This is a genomic window from Blautia coccoides (assembly GCF_034355335.1).
Classification (GTDB): domain Bacteria; phylum Bacillota; class Clostridia; order Lachnospirales; family Lachnospiraceae; genus Blautia; species Blautia producta.
On record NZ_CP136422.1, the window covers coordinates 1,276,081 to 1,302,710 of the forward strand.

Consider the following 26,630-nt stretch of genomic DNA (forward strand, 5'->3'; position numbering starts at 1 on the left):
ACAAAAAGAAAGGAGATACAAGATGCAGGTTGAAGTATCAATGAAAGACAAGAAGAAAGCAGAAAGACGGTATCAGGAATATTTAAAGAAAATGAACAAGAAGAAGGGAGAACAGAAGAAATGATTGCAAGAGAAATGATAGCAGAAAAGGTGTTTGCGGAAAGTGTAGCAAAGGACATCAGGAATTTTCTCCCAGAAAAATATGAGAATGCAGAATTTCAGGTAATGCAGATGAATAAAAATAATGGAGTCCAGATGATAGGAGTACAGGTAAGACTACAGGAAGAAAATGTGTGCCCAGTTGTTTATGTAGGGTCGTTTTTTAATGAAATACGTTTGGGTGAACCTGTTGAGAAAGTGATGAATGAAATTGCAAGATGTATGGAAGAAGCAGGCAATGTCCCATTTGTGGACTGTGGTATCAACCCAATGGATTATGATTCAGTGAAGGAACATCTGGCAGTGATGCTTGTAAACACCCAGGCAAACAAACGAATGTTACAGGAAATGCCTCATGAAAATATCGAAGATCTGTCGGCTATCTGTTATGTGGATTTTCCGGTAGAGTCTAACGATGGAAAAGCGACTATGAAGGTGAAAAATGAACATCTTAAGATGTGGAATGTGGATGCAAAGGAAATGTTCCAGCAGGCCAGAGCAAATATACAGCCTGTAAATACACCGATTCTTCAGTCAATGGACGAAATGTTGTTGAGTATTTTTAATGAAGAAGGACATGCAACAAACCTGTTAGATGAAAATGTTGATTTTGGACTTCGTTCACATGATATGCTGTATGCACTTACGAATGTAGAAAAGCAATATGGAGCATCTATGATCACGCAGCCAGAAGTTTTAAATAAATTGGAACAGCTTTTTCCAGAAGGATTTTATGTGTTACCGTCATCTGTGCATGAAGTTCTGATTGTTCCGGATAATGGAGAGATGGAACCGAAAATGCTTGGTGAAATGGTACGGGAAGTAAATAAAAATGAAGTGGAACGGCAGGAGGTTCTCTCAGACAGAGTTTACAGTTACGATAAAGAAAAACACCAGATTCGCCAGGAACCAGATTCTATACAGAAAGTAAAGGAGATGGAGCGTTGAGAAAACGTAATGTAGCAATCCTTTTCCGATTGAACAAAAAAGAAGCAGAGGCATTGGATAAGAAAGTAAAGAGAAGCGGACTGAACCGGGAAGCTTACCTGAGACAGTTGATTTCTGGTGTTGTTCCAAGAGACGTAACGCCGCCAGATTATTATTCTATGATGCGGGAGCTGCATAAGATTGGAAATAACTTAAATCAGATCGCACAGAAAGCACATGTGTTAAATGTGGTAGATGTGCAGCGTTACGATAAGGAAGTGCGGAAGTTCAATGAAGCAGTCCGTAAGATTACAGAAGCAGTGATACTTCCAGAGAAAAATGAATCATGGCAGTGACATCAATCTGGAGCATCAAGGGGTGGATTGGAAAAGTAATCAATTATGCGGAGAATTCGGATAAGACGAAAGAGAACAATGAAGGGCGAATATCTGAGAATCAATCACGATCCACACAAGGACTTAATGATGTAATTACCTATGCGGTGAATGCAGAAAAGATCAGACGGAGGCAATTTGAATCTATGGAAATGGAACTTGTCGGAGAAGCAGAAGAACTGATGGAACAGTATGTATCTGGAGTGAATTGTGCACCGACAACCGCCAGAGAAGAAATGATTGCGGTCAAAAAGCGTTTTGGAAAGGAGGACGGAATTGTTGCGTTTCATGGCTACCAGTCTTTTGCACCGGGAGAATGTAATCCGGCAATGGCACATGAGATTGGAAAGAAGCTGGCAGAAGAATTGTGGGGTGGTCAGTATCAAGTGCTGATTGCAACTCATTTGGATAAGGCAAATCATTTACACAATCATTTTGTGGTGAACTCTGTTTCATTCCTTGACGGGAAAAGATACCACAGGACAAATCAGGATTACCGGGATATGCGGATGGTGTCAGACCGTTTATGTAAAGAATACCAGTTATCGGTTGTGAGGCAGCCAGAACAGGGAAAAGGAAAACATTATGCCGAGTGGCAAGCAGAACAGGATGGGAAGCCGAGTTATCACAGCATGGTAAAGGCAGATGTTGACGAGGCAATCCGAAAGGCGAGGACTGAAAAACAGTTCTTTTTTTATTTGCGGGAAAAAGGATATTCTTTTAAGTTCGGGAAAGACATTACCATTCGTCCGGAAGGGCGGGAGCGTGGTCTGAAGTTAAAGCGGAATTTTGGAGAGAATTATTCACTGGAAGCAATCAGGGTTCGGATTCTAGAAGAAAATGAATTACCTGCCGAGAAGAAATTTCCGGTTCAGAGGCATTACCGGATTCGGGTATCCGGCAACTTCAAGCAGACAAGAAAAATCGGAGGACTTCGGGGATTGTATCTGCATTACTGTTATCTTTTAGGAATCCTACCGAAGAATCGCCCGTCAATATCTGCCAAACAGGTGCATGTATTGTTCCGGGAGGATTTGTTAAAACTGAATACCATTTCAAAAGAGACGAAGCTGCTCTGCCATTATCACATTGATACTGCGGAGCAGCTTTTTTTGTTGAAAGAAAGTTTGCAGAAGAAAATGGAGCAGTGTGTGGAGGAGCGGAAGCACCTGCGTTATAAGATCCGGGCAGACAGACCGGAAGAAGAAATACAGGAAATGAAGGAGCAGATAAAAGTTCTGACAGAGAAAATTGGAACGCTCAGAAAGGAGGCAGCACTTTGTGATGGAATCGCCGCACGTTCCAAGGTAATCGAAGAAAAATTTAAGATGGTGCGGGAAGAAAAAGAGAAGAAGGAGGAACAAAGCCATGAACACATCAGGCGAAGCCGCTGATCAGGTGGTACGAATGTCGTTGGAAGTCGGTGAAGCAGCATTGAAGATCAGTGGCACAGGAGCGAAGCATCTGGCAGTGATGCTGTATGCAGTCTTAAAAGAGAAGAAAAAGACAAAAGGCAGAGTAAGACTTGAAACACTGGTCAAATCAGGTAGACCACTGACGGTATTTTCAGTGAAAGAAAGTGATCTGAAACAATTTGTTCAGGAAGCAAAACGATATGGCGTGTTGTACTGTGCAGTCCGAAATCCAAGAGGAAGCAGTGACGGATTGGTAGATGTGATTGTAAAGGAAGAAGATGCACCAAGAATCAACCGTATCGTAGATAGATTCCAGTTTGCATCTGTAACAGAAGCAGCGAAGATTAAGACGGAAATTGAGCGGACACGTGCAGAAAAAGCAAAAGCCGGAAAATCAGAGAAGCAGGAAAAGAAGCCGGAAAAAGTACAGGTTCAGCAAGAAAAACAGGGACAGGCAGAGCCGGAAAAAGATTATCCGCAGAAATCCAAGGAGGATCAGCTTATGGACGAGTTGTTTGGAGAGTCGGTGAAGAAAGAGGGTAAGGAGCAAAACCCCTCTTTGGCAAAGACGACCAAATCCCGTCTGTCCGAGCCTACCTCAAAGAAGCAAGAGAAAACCGCAGAGGGTACTTCTAAGTTATTTACCCCGGAAAAACCAGAGAAACCATCGGTCAGAAAGGAACTTCGGGAAATACAGAATGCAAGGAAGAAAGAAGCGGAGCGGCGTGAGAATAGAAATGATCCGGTGAGAAATCAGGGAAATAAAGACCGGAATCAGATTCTCCACCAGCAGCCACAACAGAAACGAAAACCAAGGAAAGGGAAAGAGAGGTAAATTTTATGGATAATAGTTTTGATTCTTTATTAAATGCATCGGCTGTACCACAGGATGAAAAGGTACAGGCATTTATTGCAGAAAGCAGAAATAACAGGAATCGCTGCTATGAGTTGTCAGAGCAGGTAACCGCACAAGTGGCAACGGATGGGAAAATGCTGCAGAAGTATCTGGATGTACAGAGTACCTTTGATCGATATACTACCAATAATGCACTTCTGATTCTGGCACAAAGACCAGATGCACAGAAATTAGGTGACTATGGATACTGGAGAGATCATGGATTTTATTTAAAACGTATGGAACGACAGAATCCAGTTCTGATTTTAGAGCCGGGAAAAACATATAAGCGTGAAGATGGTACAGTTGGAAATTATTATAATGCGAAAAAGCTATATGATATTTCTCAGACAACAATGTCCGATACTACAATTCAAAAGTCAGAATATGAAGAACATGATTTAATCCGGGCGTTAGTCAGTACCCCTCCGGTAAATATTGTTGCAGCAGAACCAGAACAGATGCCGGATGAAAAAGGAGCATTTTTTAAACCGGAAGAAGGTTGTATTTATGTAAGAAAAGGGATGAGTGCACAGGAAATCTTTCAGAATCTTGTGCCGGAATTGGTATTTGCCGGATATGCGGATGGGAATCCGCACTATGATAAAAATGAAGATGCATTTCATGTATCGTGTGCGTCTTATATGTTGTGTAAAAAATATGGAATAGATACCAGTCGATATGATTTTTCACATGCACCAGAGTTCTTTGAAAAAATGGAGACTCAGGAAGTGCGGGCGGAACTTTCCAGAGCCAGAGATGCAGCGAATGCAATTTCTGCAAGAATGGCAAAGGTACTAGATCAGAATCGGAATGCAACTTACCGACAGTCAGAGACTGAAAAAACCGGACAAGACAGTTCTGAAAAGGTGAAAGATAAGAAAGAAAATCCAGAGCCTGAAAAGAAAGAACAGAAATCCAGAGGACAACATAGAAAAGAAGCACGCTAGAAAAATCAGGGAAAGGAGAATGCAAAATGAGCAGTGATACGATCACGTTAGAACTGGACAGATATGAGAGCGGTGTAGTGTTCCATTCCCTGAAGGACAAGCGGAATCAGATGCTGAAAGAGGGAAAAGATACGGAGCTTGTCGATGACGTCTTAATGAAAGTCATTGAGAAAATCGAAGTACCGCCGGAGAAGGAAAAGCGAGGACGCAGAAGCCATGAAGAACGATGATGAGCAGAGTGGTCTGATACTGGCAGTAATTGGAATTATCCCGGTTATCTGGTTTGCGTTACTTGTCGCACCTTATCTTTCGTCTGGTCTTATGGGGATTCTGGAAGGAGTCCCGGAAGCAATGAACCACCCGTTTTCGATTCAGTTATGTGGGGACAGTGTAAAAACTGTCCTTATTTTTTGGCTGTCTTACGCCATGGGAATCGGGATTTATATTTCTACCAGGAAACATTACCGACGAGGCGAAGAACATGGCTCTGCCAAATGGGGAAATGTGAAAAAAATCAATCGCAGATACAGGGAGAAGCGATTTACAAAAAATAAGTTGCTGACCATGCATGTACGAATCAGCTACAATATGCGGAAACATTTGCGAAATGTATTGACGGTTGTGATTGGCGGTTCCGGTTCAGGAAAGACCAGATTTTTTGCAAAGCCGAATCTGATGCAGGCGAATACCTCTTTTGTGGTTTTAGATCCAAAAGGAGAGAACTTGCGGGACACTGGGTATCTTCTGGAAGAAAAAGGATATGAGGTAAGAGTGCTTGACCTGATCAATATGGAAAAGAGCCATTGCTATAACCCGTTTGTATATCTGAAGGATGATAACGATGTGCAGAGACTGGTGACGAACCTGTTCAAAGCGACTACACCAAAAGGCAGTCAGTCCAACGATCCATTTTGGGATACCGCAGCTTCCATGTTGTTACTGGCACTGATTTTCTATCTGAGATATGAAGCACCAGAGGAGGAGCAGAATTTCCCGATGGTAATGGAAATGCTTCGTGCCGGAGAAGTCAGAGAGGACGATGACCAGTACCAGTCACCGCTTGATGAATTGTTTGAGCGGTTGGAAATGAAGAACCCGGAACATATCGCAGTAAAGTATTACAAAGATTATCACTCTGGTAGTGCCAAGACATTAAAATCCATTCAAATCACATTAGCCGCAAGACTTGAGAAATTCAACTTATCCAGTCTGGCAGCACTGACTGCAACAGATGATTTAGACCTGCCATCACTGGGAGAGCGGAAAGTGGCTTTATTTGCGTTAATCCCGGACAACGACACCAGTTACAACTTTCTGGTGTCAATTTTATATACCCAGTTATTTCAGCAGTTGTTCTATCTGGCAGACCATAAATATGGTGGAAGACTTCCAGTTCATGTGCATTTCCTCATGGACGAATTTGCAAATGTTTCACTGCCTGATGACTTTGATAAGATTCTGTCCGTTATGCGTTCCAGAGAAGTGTCAGTCAGTATTATTTTGCAGAATCTGGCACAGTTAAAGGCATTGTTCGAAAAGCAGTGGGAAAGCATTATGGGAAATTGTGATGAATTTTTATATTTAGGCGGCAATGAGCAGGGAACACATAAATATGTCAGCGAACTTCTTGGCAAGGCAACGATTGACACGAACACCTATGGAAAGTCAACAGGACATTCCGGGAACTATTCCACCAATTATCAGAATACAGGGCGGGAGCTGATGACACCCGATGAAGTTCGCATGTTGGATAACCGATATGCGATTCTTTTTATTCGTGGAGAAAGACCAATTTTAGACGAGAAATTCGATATTTTAAAGCATCCCAATGTGGGACTTACGACTGACGGAAACGGGAAACCATATCTGCATGGTACGGTTGGCCGGGCGGTGGCAAGTATCTCATTGGGAGACAGTTTAGAAGGTGAACTTACAGACGATTCACTGGAATCGGAAGATTACGAATTATTATCCGATGAAGATCTGGAAGAAATCATACAGAAATATCAGTAAATCCAAGAAAAATATATAGGAGGCTATCAAAAATGAAGTTAGATATGCGAAAGAAGCAGGAGAAGAAAGAAACCACAAAAGTAACGAAGAAGCTGCCAATGACAGCAAAAATGAAACGTGCCATGGCAGTGTATATTGCAATGGTACTGTTTATGACAGCAGGAGCAAGTACCGTATTTGCGGCAGACGATCCACTGACCGTTATCAATAATCTGTCCACATTTATTTTTGGATTGATTCGTGCTATCGGAATGATTTTATTAGGATTTGGAATTGTGCAGGTTGGTTTATCACTGAAATCTCATGATCCAAGCCAGAGAGCAAACGGATTTTTAACGTTAGCAGGCGGTGTAATCATTACATTTGCAAAAGAAATCCTGAATCTGATTACAGGTTAAGAAGAAAACAAGAAAATGGGACGGTGCAGGCCCGAAAGGAGCCGCACCGACCCGGCTAAGACAGGAGGTGTTTAGAAAGTGTCAGATAACTGGGTAGTACAGAACTTGCAAAATGCCCTGGATACCTGGAACAGTAAACTTGCGGAAATATGGCAGATACTCACACAGTCACCGGAAAACTTTAAAGGTGGCGGTATCTGGCAGGTGATTGTGCAGATCCATGGAGCATTGCAGGCAATCGGCTATGCTTTGTTAGTGCTTTTCTTTGTAGTCGGAGTGGTCAAGACTTGTGGAAGTTTTACAGAGGTAAAAAGACCGGAACATGCATTAAAAATATTTATCCGTTTTGCGATTGCAAAAGGCGTAGTCACGTATGGACTGGAGCTGATGATGGCATTATTCAATATCATACAAGGAGTGACCAGTACAATTATGCAGACCGCAGGATTTGGAAGTACAGAAGATACCGTTTTACCGGACGAAATCATAGAAGCGGTAGAAGATTGTGGATTTTTTGAAAGTATTCCTCTATGGGCGGTGACGTTGATCGGTGGACTTTTTATTACAGTTCTGAGCTTCATTATGATTATGAGTGTATATGGAAGATTTTTTCGATTATTCCTATATACAGCAATTGCACCGATTCCGTTATCTTCCTTTGCGGGAGAGCCGAGCCAAAATATTGGAAGAAGTTTCTTGAAATCCTATGCAGCAGTGTGTCTGGAGGGAGCAATCGTGGTACTTGCCTGCATTATATTTTCATTGTTTGCATCATCACCGCCAGTAGTCGATCCAAATGCAGCGGCAGTGACTATGGTGTGGAGCTATATTGGAGAATTGATTTTTAATATGTTGGTACTGGTCGGTGCGGTGAAGATGTCAGACAGGGTAGTGAGGGAAATGATGGGATTGTAAAAAGGACGCCCGAAAGCATCCTTAAAATTTATTCTACAATGTTGTTGCTATTGTTATACCGCATATTCCCCTGAGAATCAAAATGGACAGAATCTAAAGGAATCCCTCTTTGTCTGGCACGAGAAATCTGGAAGGACATATCGTCTTTCATAGCTTTGTAGTATTGATGTTCCTGCCACTTGCGTCGTAGAGCAGAAATCCAGCTAAGAACAGAAAAGGCAGTCAGCAGATAGAGGATTGCAAATGCTAGTTTCTCATGGCTTGCTGCCCATGGATTCAGAATCGTGGAAACAGCAAGGAAGTATAACAGCGGTAAGGTCAGATTTAATCTGGCAGCAATCCGAAACAGCAGAGAAATCAGGAATAGAGCAACGGTAACAACAAGTGAAATCATAACAGTGATTGGCATAGGTCAGTCCCCCTTTCATTTACCCAAAGTGTAACAGAACAGGAAAAATATAACAAATGTGCGATTTGGAGGTGTATCGTTTTGGAAGTAAAAATTAACAAGGAAATCAGGGATTACACAGAGGCAATCTTTTTCGGATTGTCCCTGAGACAGTTTATCTTTTCAGGATTAGCCTGCGGGATTGCCGTTGGGCTTTATTTTTTGCTTCACCCATACATGAGTATGGAAACAGTGAGTTGGATTTGTGTACTGGGAGCTGCCCCATGTGTAGTGTTCGGGTTTGTAAAATATCATGGAATGACAGCGGAGCAGTTTATCTGGGCATGGATAAAATCAGAAATCCTGATGCCGAAAAAACTAATGTTCCGGTCAGAAAATCTTTATTTTGATGCGGTAGAACCAATCATTAAAAAATATGAGAAAGAAAGTCTGAAGAAGGAGGGACGCAAGAAGAATGATAAAAACGCTGAGTAATATTTTCAAGCAGGATAAAGAAAAATTTGTAATTCCAAGAAGCGTACAGCAGGTAATTCCCATCGAGACTATCTGGTCTGATGGGATATTTAAAATCGGGAGAAATAAATTTGCACGTACTTATAAATTTACGGATATCAACTATGCGGTGGCAAGCAAAGTAGATAAGGAAACCATGTTCCTGGAATATATGGATTTATTAAATTCTTTCGATTGCGGTGGAACAACAAAAATAACGATCAATAATCGCCGCTTGAATAAGGTGGATTTTGAAAAAGCAATTCTGATTCCGATGCAGGAGGACGGACTGGATTTATATCGGAAAGAGTACAACAATATGCTTTTAGATAAGGCAACCAGTTCCAACAGCATGGTGCAGGAAAAATATGTGACAGTATCCTGCTATAAGAAAACAATCGAAGAAGCCAGAACGTATTTTGCACGAGTGACAACAGAGCTGAACAGTCATTTTGCAAGATTGGGTTCCAAATGTGTAGAGATAAATGGAGAAGATAAGTTACGGATTCTGCATGATTTTTACCGTACAGGAGAAGAATCTGGTTTCCATTTTGATATTCAGGAGAATATGAGAAAAGGACACAGCTTCAAAGATTATATCTGTCCGGATACCTTTGAATTTGAAAAAGATTATTTCCGCATGGGAGATCGTTATGGAAGGGTACTTTTTCTTCGTGAGTATGCTTCTTACATCAAAGACGATATGATAGCAGAACTGACCGACATGAATCGAAATCTGATGTTGAGTATTGATGTGATTCCGGTTCCGACTGATGAAGCAGTACAGGAAGTGGAAAAACGTCTGCTTGGTGTGGAGACAAATATCACGAACTGGCAGAGACGGCAGAATGCAAACAATAACTTTTCTGCAGTGATTCCTTATGATTTGGAACAGCAGAGAAAAGAGAGTAAAGAGTTTATGGACGATCTGACCACGAGAGATCAACGCATGATGTTTGGAATACTGACTATGGTGCATACGGCAGAATCAAAGAAACAGCTTGACGCAGATACAGAAACACTTCTGACAATTGGACGGAAAAAGTTATGCCAGTTTTCGATTCTAAAATTTCAGCAGATGGACGGACTAAATACAGCACTACCCATCGGACACCGGAAGATTCCAGCAGTCCGCACACTGACTTCGGAGAGTGTAGCAGTGTTGATGCCATTCCGGGTGCAGGAGATTATGGACGCAGGAGGTATCTATTGTGGAGAAAATGCAATCTCCCATAACTTAATCATGTGTAATAAAGAAAAACTGTTGAATCCAAACTCATTCCTTTTGGGTGTGCCGGGAAGTGGAAAATCCTTTAATGCAAAAATGCAGATTGTATTTCTGGCACTGGCAACGCAGGACGATATCCTGATTTGTGATCCAGAGCGAGAGTATGCATCATTAGTTGAAGCAATGGGCGGAGAAGTGGTTCGCATTGCTGCAGGAAGCCGGGATTATATCAATGCAATGGATATGGTAGACGGTTATGGAGATGGCGGTGATCCAGTGATTGAGAAGTCACAGTTTATTTTATCTCTGTTTGAACAGTTGGATAAAAAAGGAATCAATGCAAAGGAACGTTCTATTATTGACCGATGTGTGGGAGAAGTTTATGAGGAATATCAGCATGGCGGAGCAGTGCCGACTTTGCGGGTGCTGCGTGAAAAATTTTTAGAACAGGAAGAACCGGAAGCACAGGATTTGGCACTGGTATCAGAATTATTTACCAATGGAAGTCTGGACGCATTTGCACATGAAAGTAATGTTGATGTGAATAACCGTATCATGGTATACGACATTCTGGATTTAGGAAAACAGTTAAAGACCATGGGACTTCTGGTAATCACTGATGCAATGTTGAACCGGGTAACGGAGAACTGGAAACAGGGAAAGCGAACCCATATTTTCTTAGACGAGTTTCATGTAGTATTTGAAAATGAGTATTCCGGAGCATTTTTTAACTCTGCATGGCGAAGATTTCGTAAGCGTAATGCATTTCCGACAGCAATTACCCAGAACGTGGAATATTTGTTAGATTCTGTTCTTGCAAGTACGATGATTTCCAACAGTGCGTATATCGTGATGCTTAATCAGGCAGAGCCGGATAGGGCAAAACTGGCAACACTTCTAAATATCTCCACAGAACAGATGGGATATATCACAAATGCAGATGCCGGTTGTGGTCTGGTGAAATACGGAAGTTCGCTTGTACCGTTCGTCAATAGATTTCCAACCAATACAAGGTTGTATAAACTGATGACCACAAAGCCGGGAGAGGACAGTATCAACCGGGGAAGAATGTAAAATTAAAAATATTTTGAATAATGAAAAGCAAGGCACTGGAAATCGTCACAATTTGTGGCGTTTTTTAGTGCCGGAAAAGGAGCCAAATATGTCAGAAATCAGATTTTCATCAAAGGAACACGAAAAGTTTTTTTATCAGATGTTAGCTAAATGCGGAAAGCACGACAGTTATTACAGTTCATTTTTCTATTGTGTGGGAATTTCTGAAGATACCAGAAATCATGTTGATCGCATGTTTGATTTTAAAGAGCGTTTGATTAAACCAGAAGCATTGCATGAAGGGTGGCAGACAGGCGGTTCGGCACGATTGACCAGACTGGCTTTCAACTTGTGGAATGGATATGTGGAGAAGGGAGAAGAAAGCTTGTCTACTCCATACGAGATGTTCGATTGTGGCTATGCACCATATTTTTATGAAGCAATCCGCATGAAATACCCGGAATACTGCCGGGAACTGCCACAGGTAAGTAAAAAAGAAACTAATCATGAACGCTAGATAAAGATTCAAATGGAGGAAAGCGATGGATCGTAAGATAAAAACACGCCAAGTCCATAAGGATATTAAAGTATTAGATAAGACGGTTACAGTGACAGACCATATTAAGCAGTCCTATGTCAGAACAAAAGAAAATGTCATGCAATCGACAGAAAGACCTAATGACAGAGAGAATAATCCAGTGGGGTATGCAGAAGATGCGGCCAGCGAGTATGCTGACCGCATCTTTCACGAAACAGGGCATCAGGTACGCAGACAGGCAGGAAAGATTATTGAACGGAAGAAAGAGAAAGCTTCTGTTTCTTCGACAGGCGAAGAAACAGTTTACCCGCCGAAAGAACAAATCCGACCAGCACCGCCTTCAGGCAGAGAAAAGACACAGGAGCAGGGAAAAGAACTTGCTGTCAAAAAAATCAAGACCATTGAACGAGATACAAGAACCATCAAGACCGGGAGAGCATCGGAACAGGTAGTAAAGAATACCGGAAAAGGTACTATCAAGACTTCTGGAAAAGCGGTCAAGACTGCAGAACAAACGGCAAAGACCAGTATCAAAACATCGGAGCAGACAGCAAATGCTTATGTCCAGGCAATGCATTATTCCATGAAAAAGGCAGAAAAAGCAGTGCAGACAGCAAGACAGACAGCACGAGATACCACAATTGCAGTGAAAAAGACAGCAAAAGCGATAACACATGCGATAAAAGCGTTGATTGAAGCTACAAAAGCATTACTGAGTGCATTGACTGCAGGTGGTTGGATTGCGGTTATGATTTTGATTATCGTCATTTTATTTGGTGGTTTTCTATGCATGACAGGTGGGGATAATTCCAGTACGGTTTCTTATGTCAGTGCAGAAGTAGAAGCATACGAGCCACTAATCCGGCAATATGCAAATCAATATGGTATTGGAGAGTATCTGGAACTAATCAAAGCCATTATGATGCAGGAATCTGGCGGAAGAGGACTTGATCCAATGCAGTGTTCGGAAGGAAGCTTTAATACAAAATATCCCAGACAGCCGAATGGAATCACGGATCCAGAGTATTCGATTTCCTGTGGTGTGCAAGAAATAAAAAGTTGTCTGGAACGTGCAGGAGTAAAAAATCCTCTGGATATGGAAAATATTAAACTGGCATTGCAAAGTTACAACTACGGAAATGGATATCTGGAATGGGCGAAAGCCAGAGGTGGATATACTCTTGCAAATGCAGCAGAATTTTCTGATATGATGGCACAGAGAATGGGGTGGAGCAGTTATGGGGACAAACAGTATGTACTACATGTGCTTCAGTATTATGCATTTGGAAGAATCCCGACGGGAATTGGCAATCAGGCAATCGTTCAGGTGGCAGCATCGCAGGAAGGAAAAGGCGGAACAACCTACTGGAGCTGGTATGGCTTTAGAAGTCGGGTAGAGTGGTGTGGCTGCTTTGTGTCCTGGTGTGCAGACCAGAGCGGTTGCATTCAGAGTGGGGTCATTCCGAAATTTTCTCTTTGTTCGGACGGTGTGAAATGGTTTGAAAGTAAAGGAAGGTTCCGGGATGCCAGTTATACTCCGGCGGCAGGAGATATTATTTTCTTTGACTGGGGAAATAATGGAACGATTGACCATGTTGGAATTGTAGAGAGCGTCAGTGGTGGAACTGTAAATACCATTGAAGGCAATAGTGGGGATAAAGTGGCGAGACGAAGTTACAGTATCGGAAGTAGTAATATTTATGGATATGGTGTTCCGGCATATTAGAGAAAAATGTTGTTTGGAATAATAGCGGAGATATTTATAAAAGTAAATCTCTTTTTTAAAATGAAAAGAACCAGTGAGAGAATCATTAAACTTCACTTACTGGTTCAATTCGTTTCAAATTTCTCGGACAACTCTGTCAGTTCTTTCACCGTTTCCTGGGTGTGATGCAGCAGGGTGTCACGCATTTCTGGCGGACAGCTGGAATAAAGCATTTTCATCTGATTGACACCCTCATCCTCCAGAGAAACATCTGGATTTATAAGTGTATCTAAAGAGATATGCAGGACCTTGGCCAATGCTCTCAAAATCAAATAAGAAGGATTCATTTTCCCCTTTTCGATATTGGCGATTTGCTTTACAGAAACATGGCTCAAATCAGATAGCTCCTGTTGTGTTAGTTCTTTATTCTTTCGGGCTTCCCGCATTTTTTGCCCCAAAGCAGTTAAATCATCAATCGGCATAATCATTCACCTCAATAATATTGTATCGTTCCGGTTTGTGCAAAGGAATAACCTTATTATGCTTGATGAACAGCAAGATTATGCTGATTTTTGCAGAGCAATAGATAGGGATAAACTTGTATTCTTCGAGTAAACGAAATATAATATTTTGGAGGTGCTAAATGGACTACATAACATTAAAAGAGGCAAGCCAAAAATGGAATGTTACGCCTCGCCAGATAAATTATTTATGTGCATCTGGGCGCATCCCCGGTGCTGTAAAAATGGCGACGATTTGGCTTATTCCTAAAAATGCAGAGAAGCCAGTAGACAGGCGGAGAAAAGAAAACAAATCTCAGTGAGGTTTCTGTGACATTTGGGTGCTACACTGAAAATGAAGGAGTGTGATACCATGCGAATTTTAGTAGTCGAGGATGATCGACTTTTGAATAATACTTTATGCTATAACTTGAATACTGCGGGTTATGCGGTTGATTCTGCACTGACAAAATCAGCGGCCGGTAGTTTCTTGACGAAGCAGGACTATGACCTGATTGTGCTGGATGTAAATTTGCCGGACGGGAACGGTTTTGACTTCTGCCGGGAGGTAAAAGAGCGCCGCCCCGATACCGCTATTATCTTTCTGACCGCAAATGATATGGAAAGCGATATGCTCAAAGGGTATGAACTGGGCGCAGAGGATTATGTGACAAAACCTTTCCCTATGAGCGTCTTTCAAAAGAAACTGGCGGTGGTGCTGGGGCGGCTGACAAAACAATATGGTGGTGATACTTATGAGGATGGCACACTGACCATCAATTTTTCAGAGATGAGTGCTGCCCTGTCAGGAAAGCTACTTACATTCACCCCACTGGAATATCGACTTTTGAAAATCCTGATGAAAAATCCACAGATCGTTTTGACGCGGCAAGTCTTGTTGGAAAAACTGTGGGACGCAGACGGAAATTTTGTGGATGAACACGCTCTGACTGCGGCTATCAGCCGGGTACGAAACAAAATCGAAACACCCGACCGTCAGTACATCAAAACGGTATATGGTATGGGCTATATGTGGATCGGAGGGGCGCTGAAATGAATGTGCGAAAACTTTCCGTCAACAAAGCCTGTATCTTTTTAGCTGTTCTCCTGCTGGCGGCAATGGTGACGATTTCAGTGGCTTTATATGCGTTGACCCAAGATATAACCGCTGTTTGGTATGTACTATTGTTCGGCATTTTTGTGCTGTTTTGCTCTATTTGTTTTATGGTGCTGGTTCGCCGTAAATTGGCGATGTTCTCCGATGCTTTTTGCAGTTTAATGGATGATATGTTGTCCGGGAATATGCAGCCGAAACAGACTGTGGAAGAAGAAAGTCTTTTCTATAAAATTGAATATCGGTTGAACCGTTTGTATGAAGTCATGCAGAAAAACAAGAACAGCATTGCACAAGAGCGGGCTGACTTGCAAGAACTGATTTCCGATATTTCCCATCAGGTCAAGAACCCGATTGCGAACTTGAAAATGATTAACAGCACCCTGCTTGAAAATGAAGTCCCTGTGCAAAAGCAAAAAGAGTTTCTTACAGCACAGGCCACCCAACTTGATAAACTGGATTTTCTCATGCAGGCTATGATTAAAACCTCGCGTCTGGAAACAGGTGTCATTTCTCTGGAAAAGAAAAGACAGCCGCTTTATGATACGCTTGCCGCCGCATTGGGAGGTATCCTTCTGAACGCCGAGAAAAAACAGATCAATGTTCAAGTGGACTGCCCGGAGAGCTTGATCGTTTCTCATGACAGAAAATGGACAGGTGAAGCGATGTTCAACATTTTGGATAATGCGGTGAAATATACGCCGGAGGGCGGTCAAATCCGGGTTTCGGTTGAAAGTTGGGAAATGTATGTGAAAATTGACATTGCTGATACAGGCATTGGCATCTCAGAACAGCATCAGGGGGCAATTTTCAAGCGGTTCTATCGGGAGGACATCGTACATGATGTAGATGGAATTGGTATTGGTCTGTATCTGGCTCGTGAGATCGTAACCTTGCAAGGCGGTTATATTCGGGTAACATCCGAGGTTGGGAAGGGGTCAACCTTTTCTGTTTTCCTGCTTCGAGAACAGAGTAAGTGCGCCGAAGAATAAATGTCACAGGCTTATGACATTTAGAACCGAATTGTCCAGAAATAATTTATAGCTCGTGACATTCCTGTGAGGTTTGGTCGTTATAATGGGCTTAACGAAAGAAAGGATGGTGTTCTTTATGAGCATTTTGCAAACGACTGAACTAAAAAAATATTATGGTTCAAAGCCCAATATTACGAAAGCACTGGATGGCGTGACCCTCTCCATTGAGGATGGGGAGTTCGTGGCTATTGTTGGTACTTCTGGCAGTGGAAAATCCACACTTCTGAATATGATGGGAGGATTGGATACGCCAACTTCCGGCAGTATCAAAGTAAAAGGAAAAGAATTGTCGAAATTCAAGGATGAACAGCTTACCATCTTCCGCAGACGCAACATCGGTTTTATCTTTCAGAATTACAATCTTGTTCCTGTGCTGAACGTCTATGAAAATATTGTTTTGCCGGTGGAGCTGGATGGTGATACCGTTGATAAGCATTTCATGAATGAAGTCGTGAAAATGCTGGCTCTCGATGAAAAGCTGAACAGTATGCCTAACAATCTGTCCGGTGGTCAGCAGCAGCGTGTAGCGATTGCCCGCGCCCTTGTTTCTAAACCGGCTATCATCCTGGCCGACGAACCTACTGGAAACCTTGACAGCAGAACCAGTAGCGATGTATTGGGTCTTTTGAAAATGACCAGCCAGAAATTTCATCAGACCATTGTGATGATTACTCATAACAATGAGATCGCCCAGCTTGCCGACCGCATTATTCGTATTGAGGACGGCCGGATTTCCGAGTAAAGGGGGCGAAAACATGACAGATATTTTATTTGGGAATAACAACAGACCTGTCTTGAAACTTCTGGCAAAGCGCTCGTTGAAAGCTCAAAAAAATACGATTGCGGTATTGGCAATCATGCTTGCTACGTTGCTTTTTACCAGTTTGTTTACGATTGCCATTAGCTTGCAGACTGCTATGCAGGAAAGTAATATGAGGACAACCGGCACTTCTGCCCATGCTGGTATCAAGCGTTTATCATGGGAAGAATATGAGAAGCTATCATCGGATACAGGAATAAAAGACATCGGATATTCAATTATCATAGGAAATGCCGTGGGCGATGATTTCAATAAGACGCCGACGGAACTGCGATATGGTGATGAAACTTATTCGGAACTGACCTTTATTACTCCTGATACCGGACATCTGCCGGAACAAAAAAATGAGATCGCCACCAGCCGTATTGTTCTGGATGCGATGGGACTGCCGGATAAAGTCGGCACACAAATGAAGGTGACCTTTACAACCGATACGGATACATTTACCGATACCTTTACGCTTTGCGGCATTTGGGATGGGGATGCTGTGGCGTACCGTCAAACAATGCTATTATCCAAAGCATATACGGAACAGGTAGCTCCGGTCATCCACGGGGAAACGGACGGAACAACCCCACCTGTGGGAACCGGTTATATTGATGCTGTTATGATGATGCCTACGGCATGGAATATTGAAAAGCAGGCATTAGATGTGACTTCCGAATACGGTTTAGATGAACGGGTAAGTATTAACGACGCTTACGGAATGGCAACGGTCAATCTTTCTTCCATGCTGCCCCTTGTGGCCGGTATTGCGGTTATCTTTATCGCAGGTTATCTTCTAATCTACAATGTGTTTTATATTTCTATCGCGCAGGATATTCGGTTTTATGGAATGTTGAAAACACTGGGAACCACCGCAAGACAAATAAGGAAAATCGTTTATAGAAAAGCAATTAAGCTATCTATTATGGGTATTCCTATTGGACTATTGTTGGGATGGCCGATTGGTCGGTTGTTGCTGCCTGCGATTGTAAATATGCTAACTGATGATATAAGGATCGTTACTACGGTAAATCCATTGATCTTTTTGGTAGCGATTTTCTTTTCCGCAATTACAGTTTTCATTAGCTGTCAAAAACCTGCGATATTGGCGGCTAAAGTTTCTCCGATGGAGGCACTGCACTATATTGAACAGACTGGTGGAAAGAAAAAGCAGCGGCGCAGTAAGCATATCAGCACAATGATGATGGCAAAGAACAATCTGACTCGAAACAAGAAAAAAGTAATGATCGTTACTTTGTCTTTTGCCCTTAGTATTGTTCTCTTGAATAGCGTTTATACCTATGTGACCTCCTTTGACTTTGATAAGTTTGTGGCTGATTTCAGCCTTACAGATTTTACAGTTTCCGATACAACAGTAATCAACAATTATGCGCCATATAACACAGCGAATGTAAGCCAAGATTTTATTAGCCAGACAGAAAGTTTGAATGGTCTTGAAGATATAGGAAATATCTACTTATGGACTTCCAAACAGCCGCTTTCTGAAAACGACCTCGCCCGATTACAGGAACTCTCTGCTTCTTCCAGTGATATTGCAAATGAACTGGAAAATTATAGGGTTCGACAGGAACATGGTGTGAATGTATATGGCTTGGATGATTTTTCGGCAGAATATGTACAGGTGTTAGACGGTGAACTAAACACGGAACAGTGGAAAGCCGGGACCGGCGTGTATGTAACTCCATTGCGAATGATGGGTGATGGGTCTCTTTGCTTGTATAAACCGGGCGATCAAATTAGCGTGACACAGTTTGATGGTACAAATAAAGTGTATGATGTGCTGGCTGTGGTAAGTATTCCAAGCGCATTACAAACTCCTTTGCAGGTAGACATGGGATTGGACTATATTTTCCCAACCAATGAACTTTTGGGAAATATGGTATCCGCTGACCAGCCGGCCATGAAAACAATCTTCAATGTGGATGAAGAACACCAGCTTGCCACAGAAAACTGGCTGAAAAATTACACTACGAATACGGACACTGCTTTGGATTATCTTTCAAAAGTGACCCTACGGCAGACCTTTGACGGGATGATCAATATGTATCGTCTTGTGGGCGGTGCTCTTTGTGCGATATTGGCTCTGATCGGTATACTGAACTTTATTAACTCCATAACAACGTCTATCTTGTCTCGGTACAGAGAAATTGCAATGCTGCAATCGGTAGGTATGACAGGACGGCAGGTTAAGCAAATGTTGATATATGAAGGGATTGGTTATTCTATCTTGGGCCTTTTAGGTTCTCTGATACTTTCCGTTATAGCAAGTCTAACGGTGGTTCGGATGATGGGTGCAGAATTAACCTATTTTACATGGCATTTTACTCTGCTTCCGGTATTTCTCTGTATTATCCCTCTGATCCTCATTACAGCCATTGTTCCTTTGGTTTGCTATAACAAAATGGCACAAAAAACGGTGGTAGAGCGGCTACGCATTGCTGAATAAAATACGCAGACACGAAACGGTCATCCGAAAGGGTGGCCGTTTTCAAATGTCACAAAAATGTGAATTTTTAGCCGACAAAATGGGGCTGACGGTGACATTTCTGTGAGGTTTCTATTTTATGATGCTATAAGACAAAGAAACTCGCACACAGCGAGTATCATCAAAAGGGGGTAATATTTTGGATTATATTCTCAAAGCCGAGAATTTGACGAAGATTTACGGCCACCATAAAGCATTAGACAATTTTTCCATACACATTCCGCAGGGGGTTATCTATGGATTAGTAGGAAAAAATGGTGCTGGCAAAACAACCTTGCTTCGGATAATTTGCGGACTGCAAGAAGCTACTTTCGGGGATTATTCCCTATATGGAATTAGCAGCCGAAAACACGAAATCCTGAACGCAAGAAAAGAAATGGGGGCCGTGATTGAAACACCGGCTATCTATCTGGATATGTCGGCCACCGGAAACTTAAAGGAACAGTATCGTGTGTTGGGACTACGATCATTCGATACCATTCCTCAACTTCTGAAGATGGTGGGCTTGGAGGGTACCGGCAGGAAAAAGGCAAAGAATTTTAGCTTAGGTATGAGGCAGCGATTAGGAATTGCGATTGCTCTTGTGGGAAATCCAAGGTTTTTGGTGTTAGACGAGCCAATCAACGGACTCGACCCGCAGGGCATCATTGAAATGCGGCAGCTTCTTTTGAACCTCAATCAGCAGTATGGTATTACCATTTTGGTATCCAGCCACATTCTCGATGAGCTGTCCCGTCTTGCTACGCATTACGGCTTTATCGACAACGGAAAGATGATTAAAGAAATCAGTGCGGATGATTTGGAAAACTCGTTCCGCAAGTCTATCCGAATTGAAGTAACAGATGGCAAAGCGTTGGCCGCCGTTTTGAAGCAGACAGGCCAACCTTACAAAATGCCTGCTCCCAATGTGGCAGAGATTTATCACAGATTAAATATTTCCCAGCTTACATCTGCCCTGGAGAAGTACCATTGTGATCTGCTGTCCATTCAGGAACAGGAAGAAAATCTGGAAAGCTACTATGTTGATTTAATCGGAGGTGTTAGCCATGAGTAGACTGTTGGTATCAACATTTATTCGTATGCTGAAAAAAGTTATATTTTGGTTTTTTGTGCTTTGTATGTTTGCATACGGAGTGTATACTGCATTAAATATAGCTTCGGAGGCTCGTATAGGATTTGTGCTAGATAGATGCCTTTTTGAGTGCTTACCACTGATGGGGCTTATATCTGCAATCTTTACGAGCCTGTTTATTGGTTCCGAGTACAGCGATGGTACAATTCGCAATAAGATAATAGTCGGCCATTCTCGAATACGGATTTACTTAGCAAATCTTATTGTGTGTGCGATTGCCAGTGTATTGATTTCGCTGTCCTATACCGTTGGAGTTTTTGTAATAGGAAACATGAATGGCGGTGAACTGATAACAGAAACAGCTACAATTTTTCTGTGCATGATAAGCAGTCTTATGATTTCTATAACCTTCGCCAGCATTATGACGCTACTTGCTATCCTGAATACAAATAAGGCAGGCAATGTAGTTGTGAGTATGATACTGGCTTTGGTTCTACTGGTATCCGGTTCTTTTATCCATCAGAAACTTGGAGAACCAAAACTATACGATAACTATGTGACTGTCAATGAAATGGGTATCCCTACACAAGTTGAACAGCTTCCGAACCCTCAATACATTGAAGGTACACCACGGATTGTTCTTGAAGTTCTTAGCGATCTGCTACCCTCTGGACAGGCCATCCAACTTGCAGATGCGTTTGACACAGAGGGAATGACGGATGAAAGCATAGCAAAGGCCCCTTACAGATGGATGGGATATTCTCTGTTGGTGACATTTCTAACTTCTGTTTTGGGAATTGCCCTGTTTCAGAAAAAAGAAATTCGATGAAGAAAAGGCAATAAATTTTCAAATCTCACAGGTTAGTGAGATTTCAACCCATTATTTTGTCGAAACAGAGAATGTCAGTGACATTTCTGTGAGAATTGCTTGTTAAGATAAGCGAAAAAGAAACAACCTGCCGGACGACGGCAAAAGAAAAAAAGCCGTCGTAGAGCAGACAATTTGACACGCTCATTTAAAACGGCGGCTTTGATTTTCAGAGCCGCCGTTTCTTTGCGTTTACACAAACCTATGACGACTTGCAGGGACACGGTAGCCGATTGGAGGTTATTTTGTCGTGTCTCGTTTGCTTTTTCAAAGCTCACATGATCTACATCAGTTAAAAAAAGCATTACTCCTCCTCCGGGCAAGTATACCATTGCATCGGCACTATCGTTCCATGTAATTCAGTATAATAGTGGCTGTTCTTGGCGCGCCAGTTTTCCATCGCGGAAATCTGGCGTTTTTTGTTTCCAATTTTTAGAAAATACTCGGACAATATGTCGATGTCGTGCCCCGCCTACTGATCTGAATTCAAAAAAATTCAGATTGGAGGAAAGGACATGGAAGGCAGACAGCCCAAAAGAAGAAAAGATAAATACAACCCATATGAAATCTATGAGAAGGACGGAAAATATTATGTTTCATTTCGCAATGGTGAAAAAGAGTACAAGGATTTGGAAATAGGAAAGAATGTATATGAGGCTTTTAATACGTTTGAATTGCAGGACGTGTCGCATATGAATATTGTGGACAGGCATTTGGAACAGTCAGAAATCTGGGATTCCAGTTTATATGAACGGATATTTCAGAAAGAAGAAAGTGTAGAGGATACGGTTCTGAATAAACTGGACACGGAACGGTTACATAGTGCAATCCAGCAGTTGTCGGAAATTCAGAGAAGACGATTGATGAAGTATTATTTTGAAGATAAGAATTATGAGCAGATTGCACAGGAAGAAGGATGCTCTTTTCAGATGGTAGCAAAGTCTGTAAAAGCAGCAATCAGAAATTTGAAAAAGATTTTGAGATAGTGGGTTGAAAAATAGCATTTAAGTGAGGAAACAGGTGGAAAGAGAAATATTCTGATCCGCCTGTTTCTTCTTTTATCACAAAAACTGGGGAGCAGGACGAACCTTGACAAATTCATATACATTCATCAGGCACATTCCTGTTGTTATCGTGATGAGCGTAAGTCACATTAACAGATACGCTATGACACAGGCTGGGTAAAGACAGCGAAATCCCACCCGTATACTTCCTTTTGGTTTCAGTTTGTATTACCCGGACTGTTGAGCGAAAAATATCTGGTTATAACTGTCAGATTGCATCTGGCAGGGCGATGACAGACAACAGGCATAATGATACTCCTGTCCGGTCATAAAGTCGTGTATACAAAATATTTCTTTGATGCCGCAACAAGTGAGGGCAGCTTCAGGAGATCCCTGGAGAGGAAAAATCCCAATCCCATATATTTATTTTAAATAAAATCCTGTGGAGCTGATTAGCAGTCAGCCGTCTGATGATTTCCCAATTACAAGTCGGGACGTCGCGGACAAATAGGCTTGTATTTTACATATTTAGGGATAACAACAGTTAGAAAGTCGAGAGGAGATAAAGCAAAGATGGAAGATAGAAACGTCAGGCGTGGGGATATTTATCACGCCGACCTCGATCCTGTATTTGGAAGTGAACAGGGCGGTTATCGTCCGGTGCTGGTGATTCAGAATAATATAGGAAATCAATACAGTCCGACAGTGATCGTGGCAGCAATTACAAGTAAAGAAAAAATGAAACTGTCAACACACATTGCAGTCCCGGAAATGGAAGGTTTGGAAAAGGATTCTGTAGTGCTACTAGAGCAGCTCAGAACTTTAGATAAAAGACGGTTGGAAAATTATGTGTGTACCTTAGATCGTACTGAAATGGAGAAAATCAATAAAGCAATCCGAAGAAGTACCGGAATACCGAAAATTATTGAAAAACCGTTAGTCGTGAGCTTGTGCAGAGTATGTGCAGGCAATTTTTATGAGGTGCCGGGACGTTATATCCGGCGGGTGAATCCGGAGCAGCGATATAAGGAATTATGTATGTTCTGCAATGTCCGGAATGGGTACGACTATTATATAGGAAGAAAGAACAAGTAACACGTAAAAGTCAAGTGTGCGATTTGAAAATTCGCACATTGGACGATGTAGACGAAAATGGATATCTTAGTGGTGTACCGTTTTTAGATGTTACACAGCTAAAAACTACCGGTAGTAAAGCGCAAAGATTAGGACGAGGAGGATAACGTCATGGCAATGATAGAGAATGAAATGGAAAAGAAAGTATATAAAGTAGAAGATGTTCAAAATTTGCTTGGGCTGGGACGCTCCAAGGCATATGAATTTATAGAAAATGTTTATTATGACAGAAAACCATTCCGGGTGTTGAAGATTGGCAGATCTTATCGTATCCCATGCAATTCTTTTGATAAGTGGCTGAATGGAGACGAGGAGAGAGAAAGAGTGAGAGCAGAATGAAACAGAAAGAAACGCAGCAAGAGACAATGTCAAAGGAAAAGAGAGTTGTCTTTTTTGAAGGAAAATCATGGTATCACAGAACCAAAGAGCTGCAGGACGATCTGACGACAAAATATGGGAAAAAAGGTGGCTTTGAAACGCCGGAAGAAGCAGAGAAAAGTTACTGGGAATATGAAAAAAGATACCAGAAGAAGCAGAGAGATCTCCAGATTGCAAAAATGCAAAAGACAGATGTGATGCTTGGGGATTATCTGGAATACTGGTTTGAAAATATTTTCAGTCCGAGAATTGAGACAACCACGAGAATGGTTGGAGCATATACCTTATATAATCTGATTCTTCCGAGTATGGAAGCGGATATCAAATTAAGGTATGTTTCAGTAGAGTATTTAGATGCTCTACTGGAACGTGTCGCGAAAATCTGTCCTTCAGCGGGAAATAAAGGGCGGGAGCTTTTGAGTATCGCCATGAAAGATGCAGCAAGAGATAAGTTCATAAGCTATAATCCAATGCCTGAGACAAAGCCATATCCGAGAGCAAAACCAAAGGTAAGGGTATTAGGCAAAGAAAAATTGAAGGTTTTTCTTGAAGCTGCGAGCAAGAATCCTTGGTATCTGGAAATTTTACTGGGACTGTTTTGTGGATTACGAAAAGGAGAAATCCTTGGATTGAAGTTTCAGGACTTTGATTTTGAAAAGCAGACGGTCAGAATCAGCAGACAGATTGTCGGAAATCTTAAAGTGAAAGAACAGGAATTTACGATTACGGAATATGCTGTTATCGAACGGAATCCAAAGACGGAGAACAGTTACCGGATATTAAGAGTTCCGAAAGTGGTGATGCGGGAAGTGAAACACAGACAACAGTTAATTGATAAGCGTAAAGCAGATATGGGGGTAGCGTACAAGGATTATGATTATGTATCTTGTCAGGAAAACGGCGAACCCCGATCATTAACGGCAATGAATCAGGCACTTACGAAAATCTGTAACAGAAATGGATTGCCAAATATCACCGTACATGGACTCAGACATATGTTTGCGACCATTTTAATTGAGCTTGGAGTTCCATTGTTTAAAATATCTGGTCTGTTAGGTCATAGTTCCGTTCATACGACTTACGAATATTATTGTGAGATTATGGACGAGCAGGATAAGATTATTGCGTTTGTAAATAATACATTTGTACCACAACAAACCGGAACGGAGGGATAGCCATGCATAAGACCTTTGATTTTAAGAAATATGTAGAATATAAGGTCTATTCGGTGACAACAATCAAAAATGGATATGGATTTCGTGTGTTGCTGACGTTTGCAGACGAAAGTAAAAAGACACAGCAACATGCGGGATTCACAACCAAAAGAGAAGCCAATGCATTTCGTGATGAAGTAATCGGACAGCTACATACCGGAACCTATATTGTGTATGGAAAAATCCGGGTAGAGGAGTTTATGATCTTCTGGTTGGAAAATATTATGCGTCCCCGAATAACAGACGACACTTATACAACTTACAAAAGTGCCATTAAGAATTACATTGTTCCACAGATTGGAAAGATGTATATGTCTACACTAAATCAGGGGTATATCAGAAAATTATATAATGCAGTTGCAGAGAAGTATGAATCAGTTGCGAAAAATGTCAGGACGATCATGAAAACATCATTGGAGTATGCATTTAACAAAAATGTACTGGCAACAAATCCAGCGAAGGGAATCAATTTACCGAAGAAAATAAAAAAGACAGAGTATCGCGTCCTGAAAATTGACGAGAAGAAAACATTGACACTTCCGCAGGTGCTTCGGTTGATTGAGGCGAGCAAGGAGACATCGATTCATATGCAAATTCTGTTTGCGGTATTGATGGGACTCAGAAGAAGTGAAATAAATGCTCTGAAATACAGTGATGTCGATTACATTCACAGGACGTTGAGAGTAGAGCGTCAGTTGGGAAAAAAGCCAAACAGTAAAGCAGAAGACTGTGCACCTAAGATGCTGACAAAGCAGGAAATTAAAACAAAAACACCTGCTGGTGTGCGTGAAATTCCAATACCGGATTATGTATTTGAAGCAATTCTGGAAGAACGGAAAACTTATGAGAAGAACCGCAGACGCAGACCAAAAGAGTTCCGGGACTGGAATTATATTTGTTGTTCTACATATGGGAATCCAAGGAGTAAAGGTTTTCATCAGAAATACTATAAAGACTTGTTGAAATCCTTGGATTTGCCTGATATTCATTTTCACCAGTTGAGAAATACCTATGCAACCATTTTGCTGAAGAATAGTTTTAATTCAAAAGGTGTTTCGCATTTGTTAGGACATGCCAAGGAAATTATATCCGTAGATGTCTATGGAGATACACAGGAAATCATAGAAGACTGTCTGGACGTACTGGAACCATTTATTGAAGAAGTTATTCCAAAAGAGAGGAAAGATCAGTATTATGATTATTCAGAAATGATTGAAATAGACTTGATCCTGGAGGAATATTTCAACGCAGCATGATGAAAAATAGAATAGTAGTGAAAGAAAAAAGTACAAATAAGAATCGAACATTTGTACTTTTTTCTTGCGTTAATCTATATACTTTCAAAAATTTATTTGATATAATAGGGACTGTTACAAGAACAAACAGTAAAAATATGACAGGACCGGAGGTTAGTATTTTCAGGTATTTCCGAGTGCTGTTTTATCCGCAAATATTAGTTTTGTGACTTTTATTCGTAACGAGGTGAGAAACACATCTATTCACCACAAA

At 41.6% G+C, this 26,630-nt stretch carries 27 protein-coding genes; 25 read left to right on the top strand and 2 right to left on the bottom strand.

All coding sequences use genetic code 11. The features are described from left to right. The first annotated feature begins 120 nt into the window (after window positions 1–120). From BLCOC_RS05520 to BLCOC_RS05560, 9 genes are all read left to right on the top strand, one after another. The gene (locus BLCOC_RS05520) at window positions 121–1,107 is read left to right on the top strand and encodes a DUF5688 family protein (protein ID WP_115624659.1); all 987 of its coding nucleotides are present in this window, start codon (window positions 121–123) and stop codon (window positions 1,105–1,107) included. Next, a complete protein-coding gene (locus tag BLCOC_RS05525; protein WP_115624660.1) occupies window positions 1,104–1,442 on the top strand; it encodes a plasmid mobilization protein in 339 nt (112 codons plus the stop codon). The genes BLCOC_RS05520 and BLCOC_RS05525 overlap by 4 nt, the downstream gene beginning before the upstream one ends. Continuing rightward, window positions 1,433–2,875, top strand: coding sequence for a relaxase/mobilization nuclease domain-containing protein (locus BLCOC_RS05530; RefSeq protein ID WP_115624661.1), 1,443 nt, complete (start codon window positions 1,433–1,435; stop codon window positions 2,873–2,875). Before BLCOC_RS05525 ends, BLCOC_RS05530 begins: the two co-directional genes overlap by 10 nt. Further along, complete coding sequence (locus tag BLCOC_RS05535; RefSeq protein ID WP_105309813.1) at window positions 2,850–3,731, top strand: PcfB family protein; 882 nt, start codon at window positions 2,850–2,852, stop codon at window positions 3,729–3,731. Before BLCOC_RS05530 ends, BLCOC_RS05535 begins: the two co-directional genes overlap by 26 nt. Window positions 3,732–3,736: 5 nt before the next feature. Then, the gene (locus BLCOC_RS05540; RefSeq protein WP_105309191.1) at window positions 3,737–4,741 is read left to right on the top strand and encodes a hypothetical protein; all 1,005 of its coding nucleotides are present in this window, start codon (window positions 3,737–3,739) and stop codon (window positions 4,739–4,741) included. Between the two features lie 26 nt (window positions 4,742–4,767). Beyond that, a complete protein-coding gene (locus BLCOC_RS05545) occupies window positions 4,768–4,971 on the top strand; it encodes a hypothetical protein (RefSeq protein ID WP_105309190.1) in 204 nt (67 codons plus the stop codon). Continuing rightward, entirely contained in the window at window positions 4,958–6,754 is a 1,797-nt protein-coding gene (locus BLCOC_RS05550) for a VirD4-like conjugal transfer protein, CD1115 family (protein WP_115624662.1), read from the top strand. Before BLCOC_RS05545 ends, BLCOC_RS05550 begins: the two co-directional genes overlap by 14 nt. 32 nt (window positions 6,755–6,786) lie before the next feature. Beyond that, entirely contained in the window at window positions 6,787–7,152 is a 366-nt protein-coding gene (locus tag BLCOC_RS05555) for a glutamyl-tRNA amidotransferase (RefSeq protein WP_115624663.1), read from the top strand. A 78-nt stretch (window positions 7,153–7,230) separates the two neighbouring features. Continuing rightward, window positions 7,231–8,067: a VirB6/TrbL-like conjugal transfer protein, CD1112 family gene (locus tag BLCOC_RS05560; RefSeq protein WP_115624664.1), complete on the top strand. Its 837-nt coding sequence runs from the start codon at window positions 7,231–7,233 to the stop codon at window positions 8,065–8,067. Window positions 8,068–8,095: 28 nt separating this feature from the next. On the opposite strand, the gene BLCOC_RS05565 is transcribed toward BLCOC_RS05560, so the two are convergent. Beyond that, on the bottom strand, window positions 8,096–8,476 hold the full coding sequence (locus BLCOC_RS05565; RefSeq protein WP_029731817.1) for a hypothetical protein: 381 nt from the start codon (window positions 8,474–8,476) through the stop codon (window positions 8,096–8,098). A gap of 81 nt (window positions 8,477–8,557) precedes the next feature. Between BLCOC_RS05565 and BLCOC_RS05570 the strand changes: the two genes are divergently transcribed. The 4 genes from BLCOC_RS05570 (at window position 8,558) to BLCOC_RS05585 (ending at window position 13,513) form a co-directional block, all read left to right on the top strand. Continuing rightward, window positions 8,558–8,950 (top strand): PrgI family protein, encoded by a 393-nt coding sequence (locus tag BLCOC_RS05570; RefSeq protein ID WP_064786986.1) that lies wholly within the window; start codon window positions 8,558–8,560, stop codon window positions 8,948–8,950. Continuing rightward, window positions 8,931–11,270, top strand: coding sequence for a VirB4-like conjugal transfer ATPase, CD1110 family (locus BLCOC_RS05575; protein ID WP_115624665.1), 2,340 nt, complete (start codon window positions 8,931–8,933; stop codon window positions 11,268–11,270). The genes BLCOC_RS05570 and BLCOC_RS05575 overlap by 20 nt, the downstream gene beginning before the upstream one ends. 88 nt (window positions 11,271–11,358) lie before the next feature. Further along, a complete protein-coding gene (locus tag BLCOC_RS05580) occupies window positions 11,359–11,766 on the top strand; it encodes a DUF6075 family protein (RefSeq protein ID WP_005337968.1) in 408 nt (135 codons plus the stop codon). Between the two features lie 25 nt (window positions 11,767–11,791). Further along, complete coding sequence (locus BLCOC_RS05585; RefSeq protein WP_005337967.1) at window positions 11,792–13,513, top strand: lysozyme family protein; 1,722 nt, start codon at window positions 11,792–11,794, stop codon at window positions 13,511–13,513. A gap of 104 nt (window positions 13,514–13,617) precedes the next feature. On the opposite strand, the gene BLCOC_RS05590 is transcribed toward BLCOC_RS05585, so the two are convergent. Beyond that, the gene (locus BLCOC_RS05590; protein WP_005337966.1) at window positions 13,618–13,974 is read right to left on the bottom strand and encodes a helix-turn-helix domain-containing protein; all 357 of its coding nucleotides are present in this window, start codon (window positions 13,972–13,974) and stop codon (window positions 13,618–13,620) included. A 161-nt stretch (window positions 13,975–14,135) separates the two neighbouring features. Here BLCOC_RS05590 and BLCOC_RS05595 point away from each other — a divergent pair, with 161 nt between their 5' ends. The 12 genes from BLCOC_RS05595 (at window position 14,136) to BLCOC_RS05650 (ending at window position 26,377) form a co-directional block, all read left to right on the top strand. Next, entirely contained in the window at window positions 14,136–14,315 is a 180-nt protein-coding gene (locus BLCOC_RS05595) for a DNA-binding protein (protein ID WP_115624666.1), read from the top strand. 50 nt (window positions 14,316–14,365) lie between these two features. Continuing rightward, window positions 14,366–15,049, top strand: coding sequence for a response regulator transcription factor (locus tag BLCOC_RS05600; RefSeq protein WP_115624667.1), 684 nt, complete (start codon window positions 14,366–14,368; stop codon window positions 15,047–15,049). Further along, window positions 15,046–16,098, top strand: coding sequence for a sensor histidine kinase (locus BLCOC_RS05605; RefSeq protein ID WP_115624668.1), 1,053 nt, complete (start codon window positions 15,046–15,048; stop codon window positions 16,096–16,098). The genes BLCOC_RS05600 and BLCOC_RS05605 overlap by 4 nt, the downstream gene beginning before the upstream one ends. A gap of 118 nt (window positions 16,099–16,216) precedes the next feature. Further along, the gene (locus BLCOC_RS05610; RefSeq protein ID WP_014078567.1) at window positions 16,217–16,882 is read left to right on the top strand and encodes an ABC transporter ATP-binding protein; all 666 of its coding nucleotides are present in this window, start codon (window positions 16,217–16,219) and stop codon (window positions 16,880–16,882) included. A 13-nt stretch (window positions 16,883–16,895) separates the two neighbouring features. Beyond that, entirely contained in the window at window positions 16,896–19,412 is a 2,517-nt protein-coding gene (locus BLCOC_RS05615; RefSeq protein WP_115624669.1) for an ABC transporter permease, read from the top strand. A gap of 178 nt (window positions 19,413–19,590) precedes the next feature. After that, on the top strand, window positions 19,591–20,505 hold the full coding sequence (locus BLCOC_RS05620) for an ATP-binding cassette domain-containing protein (protein ID WP_115624670.1): 915 nt from the start codon (window positions 19,591–19,593) through the stop codon (window positions 20,503–20,505). After that, window positions 20,498–21,352, top strand: a complete 855-nt coding sequence (locus BLCOC_RS05625) for an ABC transporter permease (RefSeq protein ID WP_115624671.1) — start codon at window positions 20,498–20,500, stop codon at window positions 21,350–21,352. The genes BLCOC_RS05620 and BLCOC_RS05625 overlap by 8 nt, the downstream gene beginning before the upstream one ends. A 554-nt stretch (window positions 21,353–21,906) precedes the next feature. After that, a complete protein-coding gene (locus BLCOC_RS05630) occupies window positions 21,907–22,377 on the top strand; it encodes an RNA polymerase sigma factor (protein WP_115624672.1) in 471 nt (156 codons plus the stop codon). Between the two features lie 591 nt (window positions 22,378–22,968). Beyond that, window positions 22,969–23,490, top strand: a complete 522-nt coding sequence (locus BLCOC_RS05635; RefSeq protein ID WP_115624673.1) for a type II toxin-antitoxin system PemK/MazF family toxin — start codon at window positions 22,969–22,971, stop codon at window positions 23,488–23,490. A 150-nt stretch (window positions 23,491–23,640) separates the two neighbouring features. Then, window positions 23,641–23,868, top strand: a complete 228-nt coding sequence (locus BLCOC_RS05640) for a helix-turn-helix domain-containing protein (protein WP_005337954.1) — start codon at window positions 23,641–23,643, stop codon at window positions 23,866–23,868. Then, window positions 23,865–25,082 (top strand): site-specific integrase, encoded by a 1,218-nt coding sequence (locus tag BLCOC_RS05645; RefSeq protein ID WP_115624674.1) that lies wholly within the window; start codon window positions 23,865–23,867, stop codon window positions 25,080–25,082. Before BLCOC_RS05640 ends, BLCOC_RS05645 begins: the two co-directional genes overlap by 4 nt. Window positions 25,083–25,084: 2 nt before the next feature. Continuing rightward, a complete protein-coding gene (locus BLCOC_RS05650; RefSeq protein ID WP_115624675.1) occupies window positions 25,085–26,377 on the top strand; it encodes a site-specific integrase in 1,293 nt (430 codons plus the stop codon). The last annotated feature ends 253 nt before the right edge of the window (window positions 26,378–26,630 follow it).